This window comes from Brevibacterium sp. FME17, from assembly GCF_014897515.1.
Lineage (GTDB): Bacteria > Actinomycetota > Actinomycetes > Actinomycetales > Brevibacteriaceae > Brevibacterium.
Window position 1 is genome coordinate 38785 of the sequence record NZ_JABUYD010000011.1, and the last position, 15760, is coordinate 54544.

Annotated in this window: 16 protein-coding genes; 6 read left to right on the plus strand and 10 right to left on the minus strand. The window is 66.3% G+C overall.

From position 1 onward, the window contains the following. Positions 1-14: 14 nt before the first annotated feature. On the plus strand, positions 15-425 hold the full coding sequence (locus tag INT40_RS11455; protein WP_101556616.1) for a low molecular weight phosphatase family protein: 411 nt from the start codon (positions 15-17) through the stop codon (positions 423-425). A gap of 45 nt (positions 426-470) precedes the next feature. Here INT40_RS11455 and INT40_RS11460 read toward each other — a convergent pair whose 3' ends face one another. Then, entirely contained in the window at positions 471-1109 is a 639-nt protein-coding gene (locus tag INT40_RS11460) for an isochorismatase family protein (RefSeq protein WP_101556455.1), read from the minus strand. A gap of 153 nt (positions 1110-1262) precedes the next feature. On the opposite strand from INT40_RS11460, the gene INT40_RS21210 reads away from it, so the two are divergent. After that, complete coding sequence (locus INT40_RS21210) at positions 1263-2246, plus strand: GlxA family transcriptional regulator (RefSeq protein WP_101556454.1); 984 nt, start codon at positions 1263-1265, stop codon at positions 2244-2246. Positions 2247-2265: 19 nt separating this feature from the next. Here the strand turns inward: INT40_RS21210 and INT40_RS11470 are convergent, their stop codons facing one another. After that, the gene (locus INT40_RS11470; protein ID WP_096159629.1) at positions 2266-2880 is read right to left on the minus strand and encodes a TetR family transcriptional regulator C-terminal domain-containing protein; all 615 of its coding nucleotides are present in this window, start codon (positions 2878-2880) and stop codon (positions 2266-2268) included. 112 nt (positions 2881-2992) lie between these two features. On the opposite strand from INT40_RS11470, the gene INT40_RS11475 reads away from it, so the two are divergent. Then, entirely contained in the window at positions 2993-3700 is a 708-nt protein-coding gene (locus INT40_RS11475; RefSeq protein ID WP_096159627.1) for a hypothetical protein, read from the plus strand. Between the two features lie 114 nt (positions 3701-3814). Then, entirely contained in the window at positions 3815-4792 is a 978-nt protein-coding gene (locus INT40_RS11480; protein ID WP_096159625.1) for a CPBP family intramembrane glutamic endopeptidase, read from the plus strand. A 176-nt stretch (positions 4793-4968) separates the two neighbouring features. On the opposite strand, the gene INT40_RS11485 is transcribed toward INT40_RS11480, so the two are convergent. From INT40_RS11485 to INT40_RS11520, 8 genes are all read right to left on the minus strand, one after another. Continuing rightward, on the minus strand, positions 4969-5466 hold the full coding sequence (locus INT40_RS11485) for a DoxX family protein (RefSeq protein ID WP_240517946.1): 498 nt from the start codon (positions 5464-5466) through the stop codon (positions 4969-4971). Positions 5467-5603: 137 nt separating this feature from the next. Continuing rightward, positions 5604-8126: an ABC transporter permease gene (locus INT40_RS11490; protein ID WP_096159622.1), complete on the minus strand. Its 2523-nt coding sequence runs from the start codon at positions 8124-8126 to the stop codon at positions 5604-5606. After that, the gene (locus INT40_RS11495) at positions 8123-8959 is read right to left on the minus strand and encodes an ABC transporter ATP-binding protein (protein WP_096159999.1); all 837 of its coding nucleotides are present in this window, start codon (positions 8957-8959) and stop codon (positions 8123-8125) included. Before INT40_RS11495 ends, INT40_RS11490 begins: the two co-directional genes overlap by 4 nt. Positions 8960-9078: 119 nt before the next feature. Continuing rightward, complete coding sequence (locus INT40_RS11500) at positions 9079-9867, minus strand: response regulator (RefSeq protein WP_096159620.1); 789 nt, start codon at positions 9865-9867, stop codon at positions 9079-9081. After that, on the minus strand, positions 9864-11387 hold the full coding sequence (locus tag INT40_RS11505; protein WP_165771026.1) for a sensor histidine kinase: 1524 nt from the start codon (positions 11385-11387) through the stop codon (positions 9864-9866). The genes INT40_RS11500 and INT40_RS11505 overlap by 4 nt, the downstream gene beginning before the upstream one ends. A gap of 118 nt (positions 11388-11505) precedes the next feature. Next, positions 11506-12216, minus strand: a complete 711-nt coding sequence (locus INT40_RS11510) for a hypothetical protein (RefSeq protein WP_096159998.1) — start codon at positions 12214-12216, stop codon at positions 11506-11508. 44 nt (positions 12217-12260) lie between these two features. Continuing rightward, on the minus strand, positions 12261-13130 hold the full coding sequence (locus INT40_RS11515) for an ATP-binding cassette domain-containing protein (protein ID WP_096159616.1): 870 nt from the start codon (positions 13128-13130) through the stop codon (positions 12261-12263). Continuing rightward, positions 13127-13555: a GntR family transcriptional regulator gene (locus tag INT40_RS11520; protein ID WP_114384900.1), complete on the minus strand. Its 429-nt coding sequence runs from the start codon at positions 13553-13555 to the stop codon at positions 13127-13129. The genes INT40_RS11515 and INT40_RS11520 overlap by 4 nt, the downstream gene beginning before the upstream one ends. A gap of 267 nt (positions 13556-13822) precedes the next feature. Here INT40_RS11520 and INT40_RS11525 point away from each other — a divergent pair, with 267 nt between their 5' ends. Together INT40_RS11525 and INT40_RS11530 are read left to right on the plus strand one after the other, a co-directional pair. Next, positions 13823-14857 carry an ATP-binding cassette domain-containing protein gene (locus INT40_RS11525; protein ID WP_096159615.1) on the plus strand — a complete coding sequence of 345 codons (1035 nt, stop codon included), beginning with the start codon at positions 13823-13825 and terminating at the stop codon, positions 14855-14857. Further along, the gene (locus INT40_RS11530; RefSeq protein WP_096159613.1) at positions 14835-15665 is read left to right on the plus strand and encodes an ABC transporter permease; all 831 of its coding nucleotides are present in this window, start codon (positions 14835-14837) and stop codon (positions 15663-15665) included. Before INT40_RS11525 ends, INT40_RS11530 begins: the two co-directional genes overlap by 23 nt. The last annotated feature ends 95 nt before the right edge of the window (positions 15666-15760 follow it).

Sequence of the window (15760 nt, forward strand, 5' to 3'; positions counted from 1 at the left end):
CACCAGGAGACACGATGGAAACGCCACCCCGCGTCCTCTTCGTCTGCGTGAAGAACGGCGGAAAATCACAGATGGCCGCCGGTCTCATGAGCGATATCGCCGGCGCCTCGGTCGAGGTCGTCTCCGGCGGAACTAAGCCCGGCACCTCGCTCAACCAGCTCTCGGTGGACTCCCTTGCCGAATGGGGCATCGACATCAGCGAGGGAAGCCCGAAACCGATCACCGAGGCGGATCTGGCCGCCGCTGATGTCGTCGTCACCTTGGGCCGCGAGGCGAAGGTGGGCGCGCCGGAGGGCACCGAGGTCGAGAACTGGGACACCGATGAACCCTCCGAGCGCGGCATCGAAGGGATCGAGCGCATGCGCCTAGTCCGCGACGACATCAGCGCACGCACCAAAGAGCTGCTGAACCGCCTGCGTCCTTAGTCCCAGAACGCCTCAAGGACGCCTCAACGTCAGCTCAGAAACGGCTCAGCTCTGCCCAGCCTTCTGCGCACCCGTGACTGCTGAGCTGCCCAGGTCTCCCTTGGGCAGAGCCTCCTGCGATGTCAGCGCCTGGGTCCAGGCATCCGTGGTCGCGACTGCGGCCCAGTTCGAATGCAGAAGCGCCATCAGCGTCGTGTGTACGGTCTTCGCATCGGCGAAGCCGGCATCGTTGGCGATGTTGATGGCGCCTGTCGCATCCGAGAGCACCTCGGTGGTGAAGCCGAGAACCTCGGCCCCTGCTGCTGAGGAGAGGATGCAGTTATTGGTCATGTAGCCCACGAGCGTGACGGTGTCGACGCCCTTCTCGCGCAGCCATGCTTCCAGGTCGGTGTCCGCGTAGACGGAGCCGTACTCTTTGACCACTGACTTCCAAGAATCGGCCTGGCGCTGCGCGACCTCGGGGTGGAGTGCGAACCCGGGCTCGTTCGGATTGAAGACTGGGGCTTCGGTGCCCATCGTGTGCTGGATGACGGCGACCGGCATGTCGGCGGCAACCGCGGCGTCGATGGCCGCTGTGATGTTCGGCAGCGACTGATCATGGCTCGGGTACTGGATCTCCAGCGGACCGTCGAAGTACTGCTGCTGAACATCGACGAGGACAAGGGCGCGGCGAGCGGTAGACATATCGAATCTCCAAGATGTCGTAAGTCAGGATGTGGCGCGGGTGTGCGGCACAGCTCCAGTGTGCGAGAGACGGTCAGGCACTACCAGTAGCACAAATGCTCATCTACGATGGAATTACGCCAATCTGTTTGAGGCCATCAGGAAGAGACGCTCGTGCGCATCGCCATCTACGCTTTCACCGGAATCACCATGTTCCATCTGTCCGTGCCGCAGATGGTCTTCGACGAGGTCGCTCGACAGGGACTGTCACCGTGGGAGACGGTCCTGTTCTCCGATGGCGGTGAACCGATCACGACGGCGGAGGGTTATCAGATTGCCGGACTGAGTGGGCCAGAGGCAGCATCCGACGCCGAGGTGGTAGTGGTCCCGTCCTGGTACGCCGATGGTCGCCCGGCTGGGCAGCCCCTGCGACAGCTGCTCGTCGGCTCTCATGAACGAGGTGCGACGATCGCGGGACTGTGCCTGGGCACGTTCCCCATCGCAGACGCGGGACTGCTCGTCGGCCGGCGAGCAGTCACGCATTGGCAGGGGTTTGACCAGCTCAGTCGCCGACATCCGGATCTGGAGATCGACGATTCTGTTCTCTACATCGATGACGGCGATGTCATCACCTCGGCGGGCACAGCCTCGGCGTTGGATGCCTGTCTCCACATGGTGCGCACGAGGTTGGGGGCCGAAGCCGCCAATCAGGTGGCGCGTTCCTTGGTGATTGCGCCCCACCGTGATGGGGGACAGGCCCAGTACATTCAACGTCCGCTGCCGGAACGGGCCGGTGGCGATCCGATTTCGGAGGTACTCGACTGGGCGTTGAACCATTTGAGCGAAGACCTGTCGGTGGAGCGGCTGGCTGCGGTCGCGCATACGAGCGTGCGCACCTTCATCCGCTCGTTTCGTGATTCGACGGGGGCCACGCCCGCATCATGGGTGCGAACGCGTCGCCTCGACGAGGCCAGGAGGGCGCTGGAAACCACGAGCAGATCCATCGATCAGATTGCTGCCGACTGCGGCTTCGGCAGTGTGGTGACCCTGCGGCAGAACTTCGCTGCCGCATTCCAGACCACGCCTTCGGCCTATCGCCGCCGATTCGAAGCGAGTGAAGCAACTGGTGACCGAGACGTCTCGCCGACCGTGACCTAGGTCTGTCTCCTTTGACCGCTCACTCCACGGCTTCATCGGAAGACGGGTAGGCATCGCGCAGACGGTGCATGGTCGCCGACACTGCGGCGCGGACCTCTTCCTCCCGCAGTGGGGCGGATGACAGCGCCGAATTGAACGAGAACCCCTCGATCAAGGTGAACAGCAGGAGCGCTTCACGACGCAGTGCCTCCTCGTCGATCGTGCGGCCGGCCAATGCTTGACGCAGCAGAGCGTGGATCGCTTCGGTGCCCGCGAGTGAGGCTGCGGCGATGTCGGCTGCGAGCTCCGGATCGGTGCGCGCCATGACCCGGTATTCGACAAGCGCGGTGTTCTCCTTGCGCTCCTGCTCGCTGGTGGGTGCGGCGAAGACGATGGCGTCCGTGATCCGCGCTTCCGGATCGTCGGAGAGTCCCACGTCGCGGCGCACGACGCGCTGGATCAGGATTCCCAAGGTGAAGCGCATGACCTCGCGGAGGTTGTCGCTGAAATAGTGCCGGATGCTCCCGATGGCCAGGCCGGTGCGAGCGGCGATGCGCGCGAGGGTGACCGAGCGAAGCCCGTGCGCGTTGATCTCCTCGATCACGGCGTCGGCGATCTGCTCCCGGCGGATATCCGGGTCGACTCTTTGGACCATGCGCCCACTCTAGCGCATCTAGCATCTTCATGCTATTGTTGTGTAGCATGAGCATGCTAAAGAAATTCTGCGTCGATGATCTCTCTTTTCACGACATTGGACGGTGCGAGACGTGAGCGACGAGCACGACCCCTGGGAAGGCGCGGCGCGGAAGGATCCGTATGGCAGCGGTCGGATCGACGGTTTCGAGGGGCTCGATGGCAATGAAGGGGACTGGTTGACACCCGTTCCAGTGCGTGGTTCGCCTTTACCGGCATTCCGCCCGTCCCTCTCGTTGCAGCGCACGCGTTTCACGATCGACCTTCACGACGCGTCGACCGCGACGGTCGATGTCGATCACCTGTCGGGCCGGGCCTCTCTCTACAGGGACGACCGGCACGTGCAGAGCTCCGACATGCCGGTCCGATTCCCCCTCGGACCGGACCGGATCGAGGTCGCCGCGAGCAGGTACGGCATGCAGCGGATCCATCTGATCCGCGCCGACGGCAGCCAGAGACGTCTCGATCCCGCGCCAGGGACGCCCGAGCACTGGCGCGCCCAGCTCTCCCGCCGCCACCCCGGGGTCGGGCGTGGCCTGGCCGTCGGTGCAGTCATCGTGCTGACGATCAACCTGATCCTGCTCGCCCCACAGCTGCTCGAGCTGGTCACCCATCTGTCGCTCTGGGCTGATCGCTTCGCCCCGTTCGCCTCTCCCATTGATTTGCCGGCAGGGGTGAACATAGCGCTCACCCTCACCGCCGGACTCGCGGGGATCGAACGAGCACTCACCTTCCGCCATCACCGGCTGCTGGACGTTGAGGCCGACGGAATCGAGGCCTGACCCCGTCCCGCCGCAGCCGGTCACGGGTGAGCTCTTTCAAAAGCTTCCGTGATCTCCAGGAGAAAACACCCACCATCTCGGACGGCGGATGCTGTCCGCGTCGAAAAGGAATGTATGCGAATCCACGACCGTCACGCGAACCTCTCTAGAGATCCTGCCCTGCCATCGGGACCGACCGAATACCACCAGTTCCTGCGCACCCCTGGTTACCGGTGGTGGAAGGCTGTTCTGGCGATCGTGCTGATCCCCGTTGCCTATGTCGTCAGCACCTTCACGCTCACGTGGGGACTGACCGCCGTCTCGGGGTCGTTGGGCCTGGGCCTGGTGCCACCGGAGACGCCGGGTGACGGAGTGGTGGCGATGAGCCCGGCCCGGCTGCTCGCCAGTAACCTTGCCATCGGATTGCTGATCCCGATCTCTCTCGGCCTGCAACGGCTGCTGTTCGGTCAACCCGGACGCTGGATGCACTCGGTGCACGGCCGCTTCCGGTGGAAGCTGGCACTGAACCTAGCCGGCGTGCTGGTGCCGGTGTGGATCGTGTACGGCATCGTCTGGACGCTGATGAACCCCGAGGCGGCCGGGGTGAGCGGGCCGTCGGCCACGCTGGCCAGCACGATTGTCCTGTTCGTGATCGGGCTTCTGACCAGCCCGCTGCAGGGGGCCGGCGAGGAGTACGCCGCGCGCGGCCTATTGGCACGCAGCTTCGGCTCATTCACCACGCAGCGCACGGTCTCGCTGCTGGTGGCCCTGCTCGCGCCAAACCTGATGTTCACCGTCGTGCACGGACTGGCAGACCCGTTGATGGTCGTCTACACCTTCTCGGTCGGGCTGGCCTGTGCGGTGATCACCTGGCGCACCGGGGGGATCGAGGGGGCCGTTGTGCTGCACGCGGTCAACAACGCCATCCTGCTCATGGTCGCCTCTTTCTTCTCCAGCGAGATCACCATCGACCGCAGCTCCGGGCACGGCGAAGTGATGTGGCCGGGAACACTCCTGATGCTGCTGACCGCCGCGGGGGTGTGGCTGTGGGCGCGACGCCGGGATGTGGCCCGCTCTGCCGACCCGAACTCCGGCCACCCGACGAACGATTGACTTCCGGGTGCGCTCGTGGGCTCTGCCTGCGCGAGGCCGCGCAGGCTCTTGCCGGTGTTGGACGGTAGAAGTGGCTCGATTCGTTTCCACTGTTCCTCAGCAAATACTTGGACTCATTGCTCTGCTGCCACCCGGCCGGTGCTTCAACCGTGAAGGCGTCGACAAAGGCGGCACAACTAGTTGGCCGGAGTGAACTCGCCGCCCGACGCCTTCGGCGCATCGACCTTCTGAGCCTGCGACTTCGCCCCTTTCTTCCCCTTGAACAGGAACCGGTCGACGCTGAAGCGTCCCGGTCCCATGGCTGCCAGCAGCAGGGCACCGGCGGCCAGGGCTGCCACGAGTTCCCAGCCGCCCTGATCGACGAACGGAACGGGCACCAGGTGCACGATGACCAGTGCGCCGATGAGGTTGGCAGCCAGCAGGATCCCGACGAGCGGGGTCAGGGCGCCGAGGATGAGCAGCGCACCGCCGATGAGCTCGACGAAGGTGGCGAACGGTGCCGCGATGTCCGGCAGCGGCACACCCATCTGGGCGAAGGACTGGGTGGTTCCCGAAACAGTCCACTCATTGAACTTCTGCCAGCCATGGGCGATGAAGATGACGCCGAGGGCGATCCGGGCGAGGACGGTGATGATGTCGCGGGCGATGGTCGGGAATCCAGTCGTGGCGTACACAGCGATCTCCATAATTGATTGAAAGTGCAACTACACCGTATTCTGAGTTTATGTCAGGGAGCTGAACATCCGCCCCCGCCCGGGAACATCCTTGGCCGACCCCGGGCCGACCTCAGGCGGCCCGACCCCGGGCCGGCTCACTCCATGCTCATTCCCTTCGCCGGAGCGATCCGGGACATCGAGCGGGCGGGGATCGCCGAGGCGAGCACCGCCGCGATGATCGTTGCCAGGGCGATGAGGCCCAGCTGGATCGGGGGAACGGAGAGCACCGGATCGGTCGTGCCTGCCGTGAGCGAGGAGGTGCCCACCCAGCCGAAGAATGTGCCCAGCACGGTCCCGAAGACGAGCGCGATGACGGCCATGAGCAGGGATTCGGTCGTGATCATCCGCGACATCGCCCGCCGCGTGAAGCCGAGGGCACGCAGCAGTGCACCCTCCCGACGACGGTCGATGACCGAGAGCGTGAGCGTGTTGCTCACCCCGATGACGGCGATGACGACTGCCGCGGCCAACAGACCGAGGACCACCGTGAGCGCGACTTGGAAGACCGAGGCATATTGGGCCCGGGTCAGTGCGGCACCAGCATCGCTCGAGGTCCCGACGGCGTCGAGTTCGGACGTCAGCGCCTCGATCTGGGACGTCGAAGCGTCATCGGCGATTCGCACCCAGGTCTGCTTCTCTGCCGAGCTGCCGGCCGCCTCGGCGATCGCGGCGGAATCCGCGCCGCTGACGAGGGCAGTGCCCGTCGGCACGCTGCGGGAACCGACGACGGTGAGAACGATGTTCTCGCCCCCGATGCTCACGGTTGCACTCTTGCCGTTGATGTCCTCCGCGGCGGCATCGATGCCCAGAGCCGACGGTGCGAGAAGGACTGTGCCCTCGTCGACATCGAAGCCCTCGCTGCGGACCACCGGAGTGTCCGCGGCTTCGTCGGCGCTCGTGACCGCCAGCTCTCCCGAGCCGGAGAAGCCGTCGACACTTACCGAGGCGGCAGGGGCAGGGACCGTGGTCCGGTCTTCGGCGATGTCGGAGCCGTCGAGGACGGACTCCACGTCGCCGCCCGATTCTGCGACCACGAGGTCGACCGGGGTGTCACCGGCAGTGGCGAGCTCGAGGGTACGCTGCAGACTGGCCGAGCCGACGACGACAGCGGTCACCAGAGTGATGCCGATGAGCAGGGCGCCCGTCGTCGACGCCGTGCGTGAACCTGCGGAACTCGCTGAGCGCCCGGCCAACAGCACCGCCGGGGACCGCCCGGTCACCGCCCCGATGAGGCGGGCGAGCCACCCGACGAACGGCGGCACGAACACCCGTGCTGACACGAGCATCGCGACGAAGAGGGCGAAGCAGCCGAGAATGCCGAAGACGACCGACTGCTCGAGGGCTCCGTAGAGACTCAGTGTGACGCCGATGCAGGCGAGCACCAGACCCAGGACCGCCCGGGCCCAGGGAACGCGGCGGTTGGCGGCGGGAACGTCGACCGGCCGCAGCGCTTCGATGGGGGAGACCCGCGAGGCACGGACAGCGGGGATGAGACCGGCGGCCACAGTCACGGCGATGCCGACGGCCGGGCCGAGAAGCAACGCCGTCCAAGAGAAGGAGACATGAGCGAACTCGGGGATCCAGAACGCTCGTGCTGCGGCCGTGAGACCCCAGCCGATGAGGAATCCGAGGCCGACGCCGACGGCCGAACCGACGACGCCGAGGGTGAGGCCCTCGACGAGGGCAGCGCCACGGACCTGCTGCCGCGAGGCGCCGACGGCGCGAAAGAGCGCAAGCACACGGATGCGTGAGGCCACGAGCACCTGGAACGTGTTCGAGATGACCAGAGCTGCGACTCCGGCCGAGAGGAGCCCGAAGGCGATGCCGACAGTCGAGAGGAAGTCCGAGGCTCCGGAGAGTTCGTCGACCTGATCCGCGACGACTTGGTCGACGGTCTGGACCGACACGCCCTCGTCGAGTCCGGCAGACTCGAGTGACGACGTGACCGTCGCGGCGAGATCGGCGCGCTCGGTGCCGTCGGCGGCGACGATGCGCACGGCCTCGGGCATGAGCTCTGTCGGCGCCTTCTGCAGCCCGGCTTCGGTGAGGTAGAGGGCGAGCCCGGTGCTCGAGGAGCCGGGAATGATGCCGGAGACGGTGAAGGAGGGGCCTTCGCCATCGCCGCTTCCGGATGCGTCGAAGGTCGACAGGGTCAGCGACTCCCCGACATCGACCCCGAGCGTTTCGGCATCGGCAGCGCGGAGCATGATCTCGCCCGCCCCGCTCGGGGCCGATCCCTCCTCCGGCTGTAACTGCCCACCCTGCGGAACGTTCGTCACGTTCGCGGTCACGGTGGAGGACGCCGAGGTGACCGAGACGTAGCCGGATTCGGTGAGCTGGGCGGACTCGGCACCGTCGACATCGGCGACGGCCTCGCGGAGGGATTCGCTGAGCGCAGAGCCCTCCGCGGGTGCTGTGGGGTCATCCGCCGCGTCCGCGGTGATGGCGACATCGGCACCCGACCACTGGGCGCGGACCTGGTTGCGCAGCGTGTCGCCGAAGGCCTGCGAGAACAGGAGCGCGGCGACGATGAAGGCCACCGATACGGCGATGGCGATGCCGGCGGCGATGAGTCTGCCGGAAGCGCTGCGGAGATTGGAGACGGCGAGGCGGATCATCGAGCACCTCCACCCTCGGCGGAGGCGACCTGCATGAGGGCCGAGGCCACGGTCTCCGGTTCGGGGTCGGAGAGTTCGCCGGCGAGGCGTCCGTCGGCCAGCAGCACCACCCGATCGGCGCGCGAAGCGGCCACCGGATCGTGGGTGACCATGACAACGGTCTGACCCAGCTCATCGACCGAGGAGCGCAGGATCCCCAGAACTTCGGCCCCTGACGTCGAGTCGAGGTTGCCGGTGGGTTCGTCGGCGACGATGACGTCGGGTTGGGCGACGAGGGCTCGGGCGACGGCCACGCGCTGCTGCTGGCCGCCGGAGAGTTCATGAGGGCGGTGGCGCAGTCGATCGCTGAGGCCGAGGAGATCGACGATGCGGCGGAATAAGCGCTTGTCGGTCCGCCGGCCCGACAGATGCGAGGGCAGCAGGATGTTCTCCTCGGCGTTCATCGCCGGAACGAGGTTGAAGGCCTGGAAGACGAATCCGATCCGGTCGCGGCGCAGAGCCGTGAGCTTGCGGTCGCTGAGGCCGGAGATCGCGGTGTCGCCGATGACGACCTCCCCGGAATCGGGGGTGTCGAGTCCGGCGAGCATGTTGAGCAGTGTCGACTTCCCCGATCCCGAGGGGCCCATGATCGCGGTGAAGCGTCCGGCCTCGATGTCGAGGCTGAGGCCGTCCAGAGGCAGCACCTGCGCGTCGCCTGCGCCATAGCTCTTGCGCAGGTCGATCGCTCGGATGGCCGGCCTCGGTGAGGGGTGCCGGTGCGGCGGATCGCGATGATCGCCGGAATCGGCGGTCGGCGGGATGGTGGGCTCTGCCGGAGTCGGTGATGAGTTCATGCCTCCAGCTTCGTCGCTGTCGAGACCTGGCACATCGGACCGGAGGATGGTCTTTGCCCTGCCGCGGACCGACCGCGGGACGGGCAGGTCATACCAGGGGATGACATCGGCGCAGGGAGTCAGCCGTGTGCATGGACGAGGCCGGCTTCGTAGGCGAGGATGACGGCCTGGACCCGGTCGCGGGCCTCGAGTTTCATGAGGATGCGTCCGACATGGGTCTTCACGGTCGGTTTGGCCAGACAGAGCTCATCGCCGATCTCGGTGTTGCTCAGCCCGGAGGCGATGAGGGTGAGAACCTCGCGCTCCCGCGGCGTCAGTGACTCCAGGCGCTGTGCTGCGGCCTCGTCGAGCAGACCGGCCGCGGACGGGCTCTCTGCCGGCTGTGGTGCCGACTGTGTGGCCCGGTCGCAAAGATCGCCATCGCCGAGGTGGGCGAGCAGCTGTCTGTCGAGCAGTCTGCGGGTCGTGCTCGGAGCGATGACCGCTCCGCCGTCGATGACGGTGCGGATCGATTCGAGGAGGATCTCAGGCATGGTGTCCTTGAGGAGGAACCCGGAAGCGCCGCGGCGCAGCGCCCGCAAGGCGTATTCGTCCTCATCGAATGTCGTCAGCACGACGATCTTGGGAGTTCGGATCTGCCCGGCATCGGCCAGGGCGAGGATCTGCTCGGTGGCGGCGATGCCGTCCACGCGCGGCATGCGCACATCCATGAGCACGACGTCGGGTTCCACGGTTCGAACTGTGGTCACTCCGTCGTCGCCGTCGGCGGCCTGTCCGGCGACGCTCATGTCGGGTTGGGAGTCGATGACCATGGCGAATCCCGTGCGCACGAGGGCCTGGTCGTCGATGAGCACGATCCGCAGAGCGGCGCCCGGATTCGTCTGCGTCTGGGTCTCGGGCGGGGTCATCGGGCTGTCTGTGAGTCGGTGTCTGCGGTGTCGGCTGTCGGGGCACGGCTATCGGCTGTGATGTCGTTCGTCCCCGTTGTTGTGTGGTTCGAATCGTCCGCCTGGGAGCCCTCACGCAGGGGGAAGCGAGCCTCGACGACGAAGCCGGTGGCAGTGCCGAACGTGCTTCCGGTGACGCTTTCCGAGGACAGGCCGGCGTCACGTCCGGCACGCGGCCGATTCGCATCGGGCAGTCCCGTGGAGCGGATGGGCCGCGCAGTGAGGGTGCCGCCGTAGAGAGCGGCCCGCTCCTTCATTCCGGTGATGCCGTTGCCGCGGGAGCGCAGCTGCGCGGAGTCAGAGGTTTCGGCGTCGGGGGTCTGCCCGGCTCCGTCATCGCTGATCCTGGCGACGAATTCCCGCGTTTCGAGGTGCAGCGACACATGGGCACGAGCGATGCTGCCGGCGTGTTTGAGCACATTGGTCAACGCCTCTTGGACGATGCGGTACACCGCCAGGCCGGCACCGTCGGGCAGCGAGGTGTCGTCGACCTCGTCGATGCCGCCGATGGACACGGGCAGACCGGCGGAACGGATGTCGTTGATGAGGCGTCTGATGTCGGCGACGCCGGGCAGCGGCGCGGCACGGCGGTTGTCCTCGTCGTCGGCGCGGAGGAAGCCCAGCAGCGATCGGGTCTGCTCGAGTGCTTCCCTGCCCGTGCGGGAGATCGTCTCGAGCGCCCCGACCGCCGCCTGCGGGTTCGCTGACGCCGCGTAGCGTCCGCCGTCGGCCTGAGCGATGACGACGGAGAGAGAGTGGGCGATGACGTCGTGCATCTCCCGAGCGATGCGCATCCGTTCGGCATCGGTGGCCAGACGCGTCTCGGATTCGCGTTCATGTTCGAGTAGGCGGTTGCGTTCCCGGATCCCTTCGATCTCACGGCGCCGTCGGTAGCCGACTCCGCCGAGCAGCCAGGCGGTGAGCACGATCGAAGCGCAGAGGGCGACGACGGTGAACATGACCAAATACTCACCGAAGTCCACAGGCCGCGCATCCGGTCCGACCGTCGACTGCAGAGAGACGAGGTAGAACCACAGGCCGAGCAGGCACGCCCCCACCAGTCCGAGACCGAGCACGATCTGGCCGTGGCGGCGCGTGCCCCAGGCGGTCGTCGAGTAGATCGTCAACGGCACGGCGATGATGCCGATCGTGGGACCGAGCATCGTGAGTATGCTGAGCAGACAGGCGAGGGCGATGAGCATCGAACTGAACAGCGGTGCTGTGCGCCGCAGGGCCAATGGGAGCGTCTGGAGCAGGACGATGGCGACTTGGAAGAAGGTCGGCAGTGCCGTGAACGTGGGCGTCTCGGCACCTGCCAGAATCGTCGTGACGGCGATGTAGGCCAGCGGGAGCACCCAGATCAGCGCATCGGCCACCCAGGGGTGCGCGGCGAGCAGCCTGCGTGCGCGGTGGAGACGACTGTCAGGGTCCGACGGGGGTGCGGCCTGCTGGCCGCGGGCGGCGGAGAGTCGGTCGTTCATGGGGCTCATGCTAGTGCGAAGGCGAACCGACGCGCATCATACCCAGGGCTGATCAGTCGGCAGGGCGTCGGTCGTCGACGGGGTCTGCCCGGGGAGATTCTGAGGGCGGGCCGGGAGCTCATCGGACGATTGCGGGTCGCAGCAGCAGCCAGCTGCCGACAGCGGAGGCGACGATCACGGCACCGGCGGCGACGACGAGCCACCAGAGTTCGAAGGCCGCGATGAGCTCAGCGAGATCGGCGATGACGACGAGCAGTGCGATGCCGACGACGAGCAGGAGTCCGACGGCGATGAACTGCGGGCCCCGCGCGCCGAACCGCACCCAAGAGGCGCCGAAGACCCCGCCGATCGTGAGTGCGGTGAGGACGCCGAGGAAGACGGTGAGGAGCAGCCGGGTCGTGTCGCCGGCCCCGAGCACGTGGACATCGAAGATGTAGAAGCCGACGAACCAGTGGTCGGTGACCTGCTCGAGGGCATTGAGCACGGCGAAGATCACCGCGATATAGGCCGCCGTCAGGGCATACCAGGCGAGGGTGCCGGTGACGAAGGCTCGCCTGGTCGTGCCCAACGTCAGGGCGAACGGGAACGTCGTGGCCACGGAAGCGACTCCGAAGTACACGAGGAACCCGACGAGCGCATACACGATGCCGGGATTGGCCTGCGATCCCTGGATCCATCCCGGCGTTCCGGGAAGACTGCCGGCACGCCAGAACACGAGTGAGATGCCGACCGAGATGAGGGCGACGGTCCCGGCGATGAGCAGTGGTGTGATGAAGGTGTTGAATCGCTGATTCAGGTGGAGCTTGACGGTCGAGGTGATCGCATTCATGATCATCGTCCCTTCGTGATCGATGTCGGCTGGTCTGCTGCGGATCAGCGCTCGGCACCGTAGGCGGCGACGAGTTGGGGCAGGGTCACGGGTGCGATGCGGACGCCGGCTGCCTCGGCCGCGGCAGCCGTGCCCTCGTCACTGGCGCCTTCGACGGTCACGGACTTGAGCCCGGAGACGCTGTGGGTGTGCAGGATCGTGCGCTCGGTCGAGAATCGATCGACGACATCGACGGGTCCGCTCATGGTGAATGCGAGGTCCGCGATGCCATCGCGTTCCCGGTCGACTCTCACGCGTCCGCGATCGACGATGACGACCCGATCGAAGAGCCCCTCCGATTCCTCGATGAGGTGGGTCGAGAGGACGATGGTTCGGGGGTGGTGGGTGTAGTCGCGGAGCAGCACCTCATGGAACACGGAGCGTGCGGTGACGTCGAGACCGAGGTAGGGCTCGTCGAGCAGCGTGACGGGTGCCCGGGATGCGAGCCCCAGGACGATTGCGACGGAGGAGAACTGCCCGCGCGAGAACTTCCTGATCGGCGTCCTCTCCGGGATGCGCAGCCTGTCGACCAGCTCGGCCGCGATCTGAGGATTCCAGTTCGGAGCGAAGTCGCCGGCGATGCGCAGCACATGACGGAGCCGGTAGCCGTCCGGGTAGGCCTGATTGTCACGGACGAACATGATCTTCGACAGCGTCGTCTCGTTTTCGAAGGGGCGCTGGCCGAAGACCGTGACAGTGCCGGTGCTGGGGTGGTCCTGGCCGGCGATGATCGACATCAGAGTGGTCTTGCCCGAGCCGTTGCGGCCGAGGAGCCCGCAGATGGAGTCCTCCGGGATGGACAGGTCGACCGAGTCGAGTGCGGCCGTGCGCCCGAATGTGCGATTCATGTCCTGAAATTCGATGGCAGTGGTCATGGCGGATCCTCCGTCTGTGACTGTTCTGTCGGTGGCCGGTCCGTCGGCGACCGATCCTTCTGTGGCTGCGCGGTGAGCTCTTGGTCGATCATCCGATGCAGCTCGTGGGAATCGATGTCGAGCATGTGCGCCTCGGCCAGCAGCGGTTGCAGATACCGGGTGCGGAAGTCTTCGCGGCGACGTTCGCGAAGCAGCTGTCGAGCACCGGCGGCGACGAACATCCCGAGTCCGCGCTTCTTGTAGAGGACTCCGAGATCGACGAGGAGGTTCACGCCTTTGCTCGCCGTCGCCGGATTCACCTGCAAAAAGAGCGCGAGGTCGGTGGCTGATGGCACTGCTGCCTCTTCCGGGTAGACGCCTGCGGCGATGTCGTCAGCGATCTGAGCCGCCAACCGCTGGAAGATCGGACCGTCGCTGCTGAACATGGTGCCATCATAGTCCATTAGTCCACTAATGTACTAGGGATCTATGGTGATGAGTTCCCGAATCCGCTCAGTCCGCGGGGGTTCGTGCGCCGGCCGTGTGCGCGGGGACTCGTGGGCCGGTCGGTGTGAGTGGGGCCGAGGTCGGGGCGCACGATGTGCTTGGTCGGGGTTCTGCGGCACAGGTAGAATGTGAGCTGGGCCACTGAGTGTCTCACCGACACCGATGTGGCGTCCGTCTGCTGTCGAACACTCGAGCGGGAGGTAGCCATGACCCCGGAGACGGCCGTGAGCGCGGAGTTGGCCGTCGAGGCCACCGGTCTCGTCAAGCACTTCAAAGACGTCAGGGCCGTCGACGGTGTGGATCTGCGCGTGCCCGCGGGCTCGGTCTACGGTGTCCTCGGGCCCAACGGTGCGGGCAAGACCACAGTGGTGCGGATGCTGGCAACGCTGCTGAGACCGGACGCCGGCACCGCGCGGGTGCTCGGTTATGACATCGTCGCCGACGCCGATGATGTCAGATTCAACGTCGGGCTGACCGGACAGTTCGCCTCGGTGGACGAGGACCTCACCGGGTCCGAGAACATCAGACTGCTGGCTCGCATGTACGGGTTCACCGGAGGTGAGGCACGCGAACGTGCCTCGGGTCTGCTGGAGGCCTTTGAGCTGCGCGAGGCGGCGCACAAGCCGGTCAAGTCCTACTCCGGAGGGATGCGTCGGCGCATCGACCTGGCGGCAAGCCTCGTGATGAGCCCGAAGGTGCTCTTCCTCGACGAGCCGACCACCGGGCTCGACCCCCGCAGTCGCAACCAGGTCTGGGACATCGTCCGTCTGCTCGTGTCCGAGGGGGCCACGGTGCTGCTGACGACCCAATACCTCGAGGAGGCCGATCAGCTGGCCGACCGCATCGCGGTGATCGACCAGGGCAAGCTGATCGCCGAGGGCACGGCCCCGCAGCTGAAGACCTCCGTCGGCGCCGGAAGCGTTCACCTCCGGCTCGCCGACGCCGGGCAGCGGGAGGCGGCGGCAGGAGTCATCGACCGGATCGTCGGTGATGAGATCACCCGTCCCACCGACCCGTACGCGCTCTCGGCCCGCATCCCGCAGGGGATGGAGGACCGGGCGGCGCGACTGCTGCCGCAGATGAATGAGGCCGGAATCTCCGTGCCGGAGTTCTCACTGGGACAGCCCAGCCTCGACGAGGTCTTCCTCGCACTCACCGGCACCATGGCCGGCAGTGACGGTAAACGGCCGGTTGAGCAGCAGACCGAGGAGGTGGCCGATGACGACGCCGAACATCGGTGACGACGATCGACTGCGCAAGGTCATCCGAGTCGATCGGCGGCCCAAACGGCCCTCGGCGCCGGCGGTGACGCTGACATTCACCCATCGGGCGCTGCTGAAGATCAAACATGTGCCCGAGCAGCTGATGGACGTCACCCTCACACCGGTGATCTTCACCCTGATGTTCGTCTATCTCTTCGGCGGCGCCATCGCCGGCGACCCGCAGACCTATGTGCAGTTCCTGCTGCCGGGCATCCTCGTGCAGTCAGTGCTCCTGATCACCGTCTACACCGGGTTCACGATCAACACCGACATCACGAAGGGCGTGTTCGACCGGTTCCGGTCCCTGCCGATCTGGCGACCGGCCCCGATCGTCGGAGCCCTGCTCGGCGACAGCGTGCGTTATACGGTGGCCTCGATCATCACCATCGGCCTCGGACTGCTCCTCGGATTCCGGCCCGAAGGCGGTGTGCTCGGAGTCGTTCTGGCCATCGTGCTCCTGCTCATCTTCGCCTTCTCCCTGAGCTGGATCTTCACGATCCTCGGTCTGCTGATGCGGACCCCGAACGCTGTCATGGGAGTCTCCATGCTGCTCTTGATGCCCTTGACCTTCGCATCCAACATCTTCGTCGATCCCGAAACCATGCCGTCGGGCCTCCAGACCTGGGCTCAGAGCATCAACCCCGTCTCGTATCTGGTCACCGGGGTGAGGGAGCTGATGTACGGCACCGCCACGCTCGGTGACATCACCTGGGTGCTCATCGTCTCGGCGATCCTGACAGCGGTGCTGGCCCCGATCACGATGCGCCTGTATCGCACGAGGACATGACGGTCGCACGAGGACATGACGGTCGCGTCGACGATGAGAGCGGTGGCGCGAGCCCGAGCAGCGCAGGGCGAGGCGTGGTCCCCGCCGCCGGTATC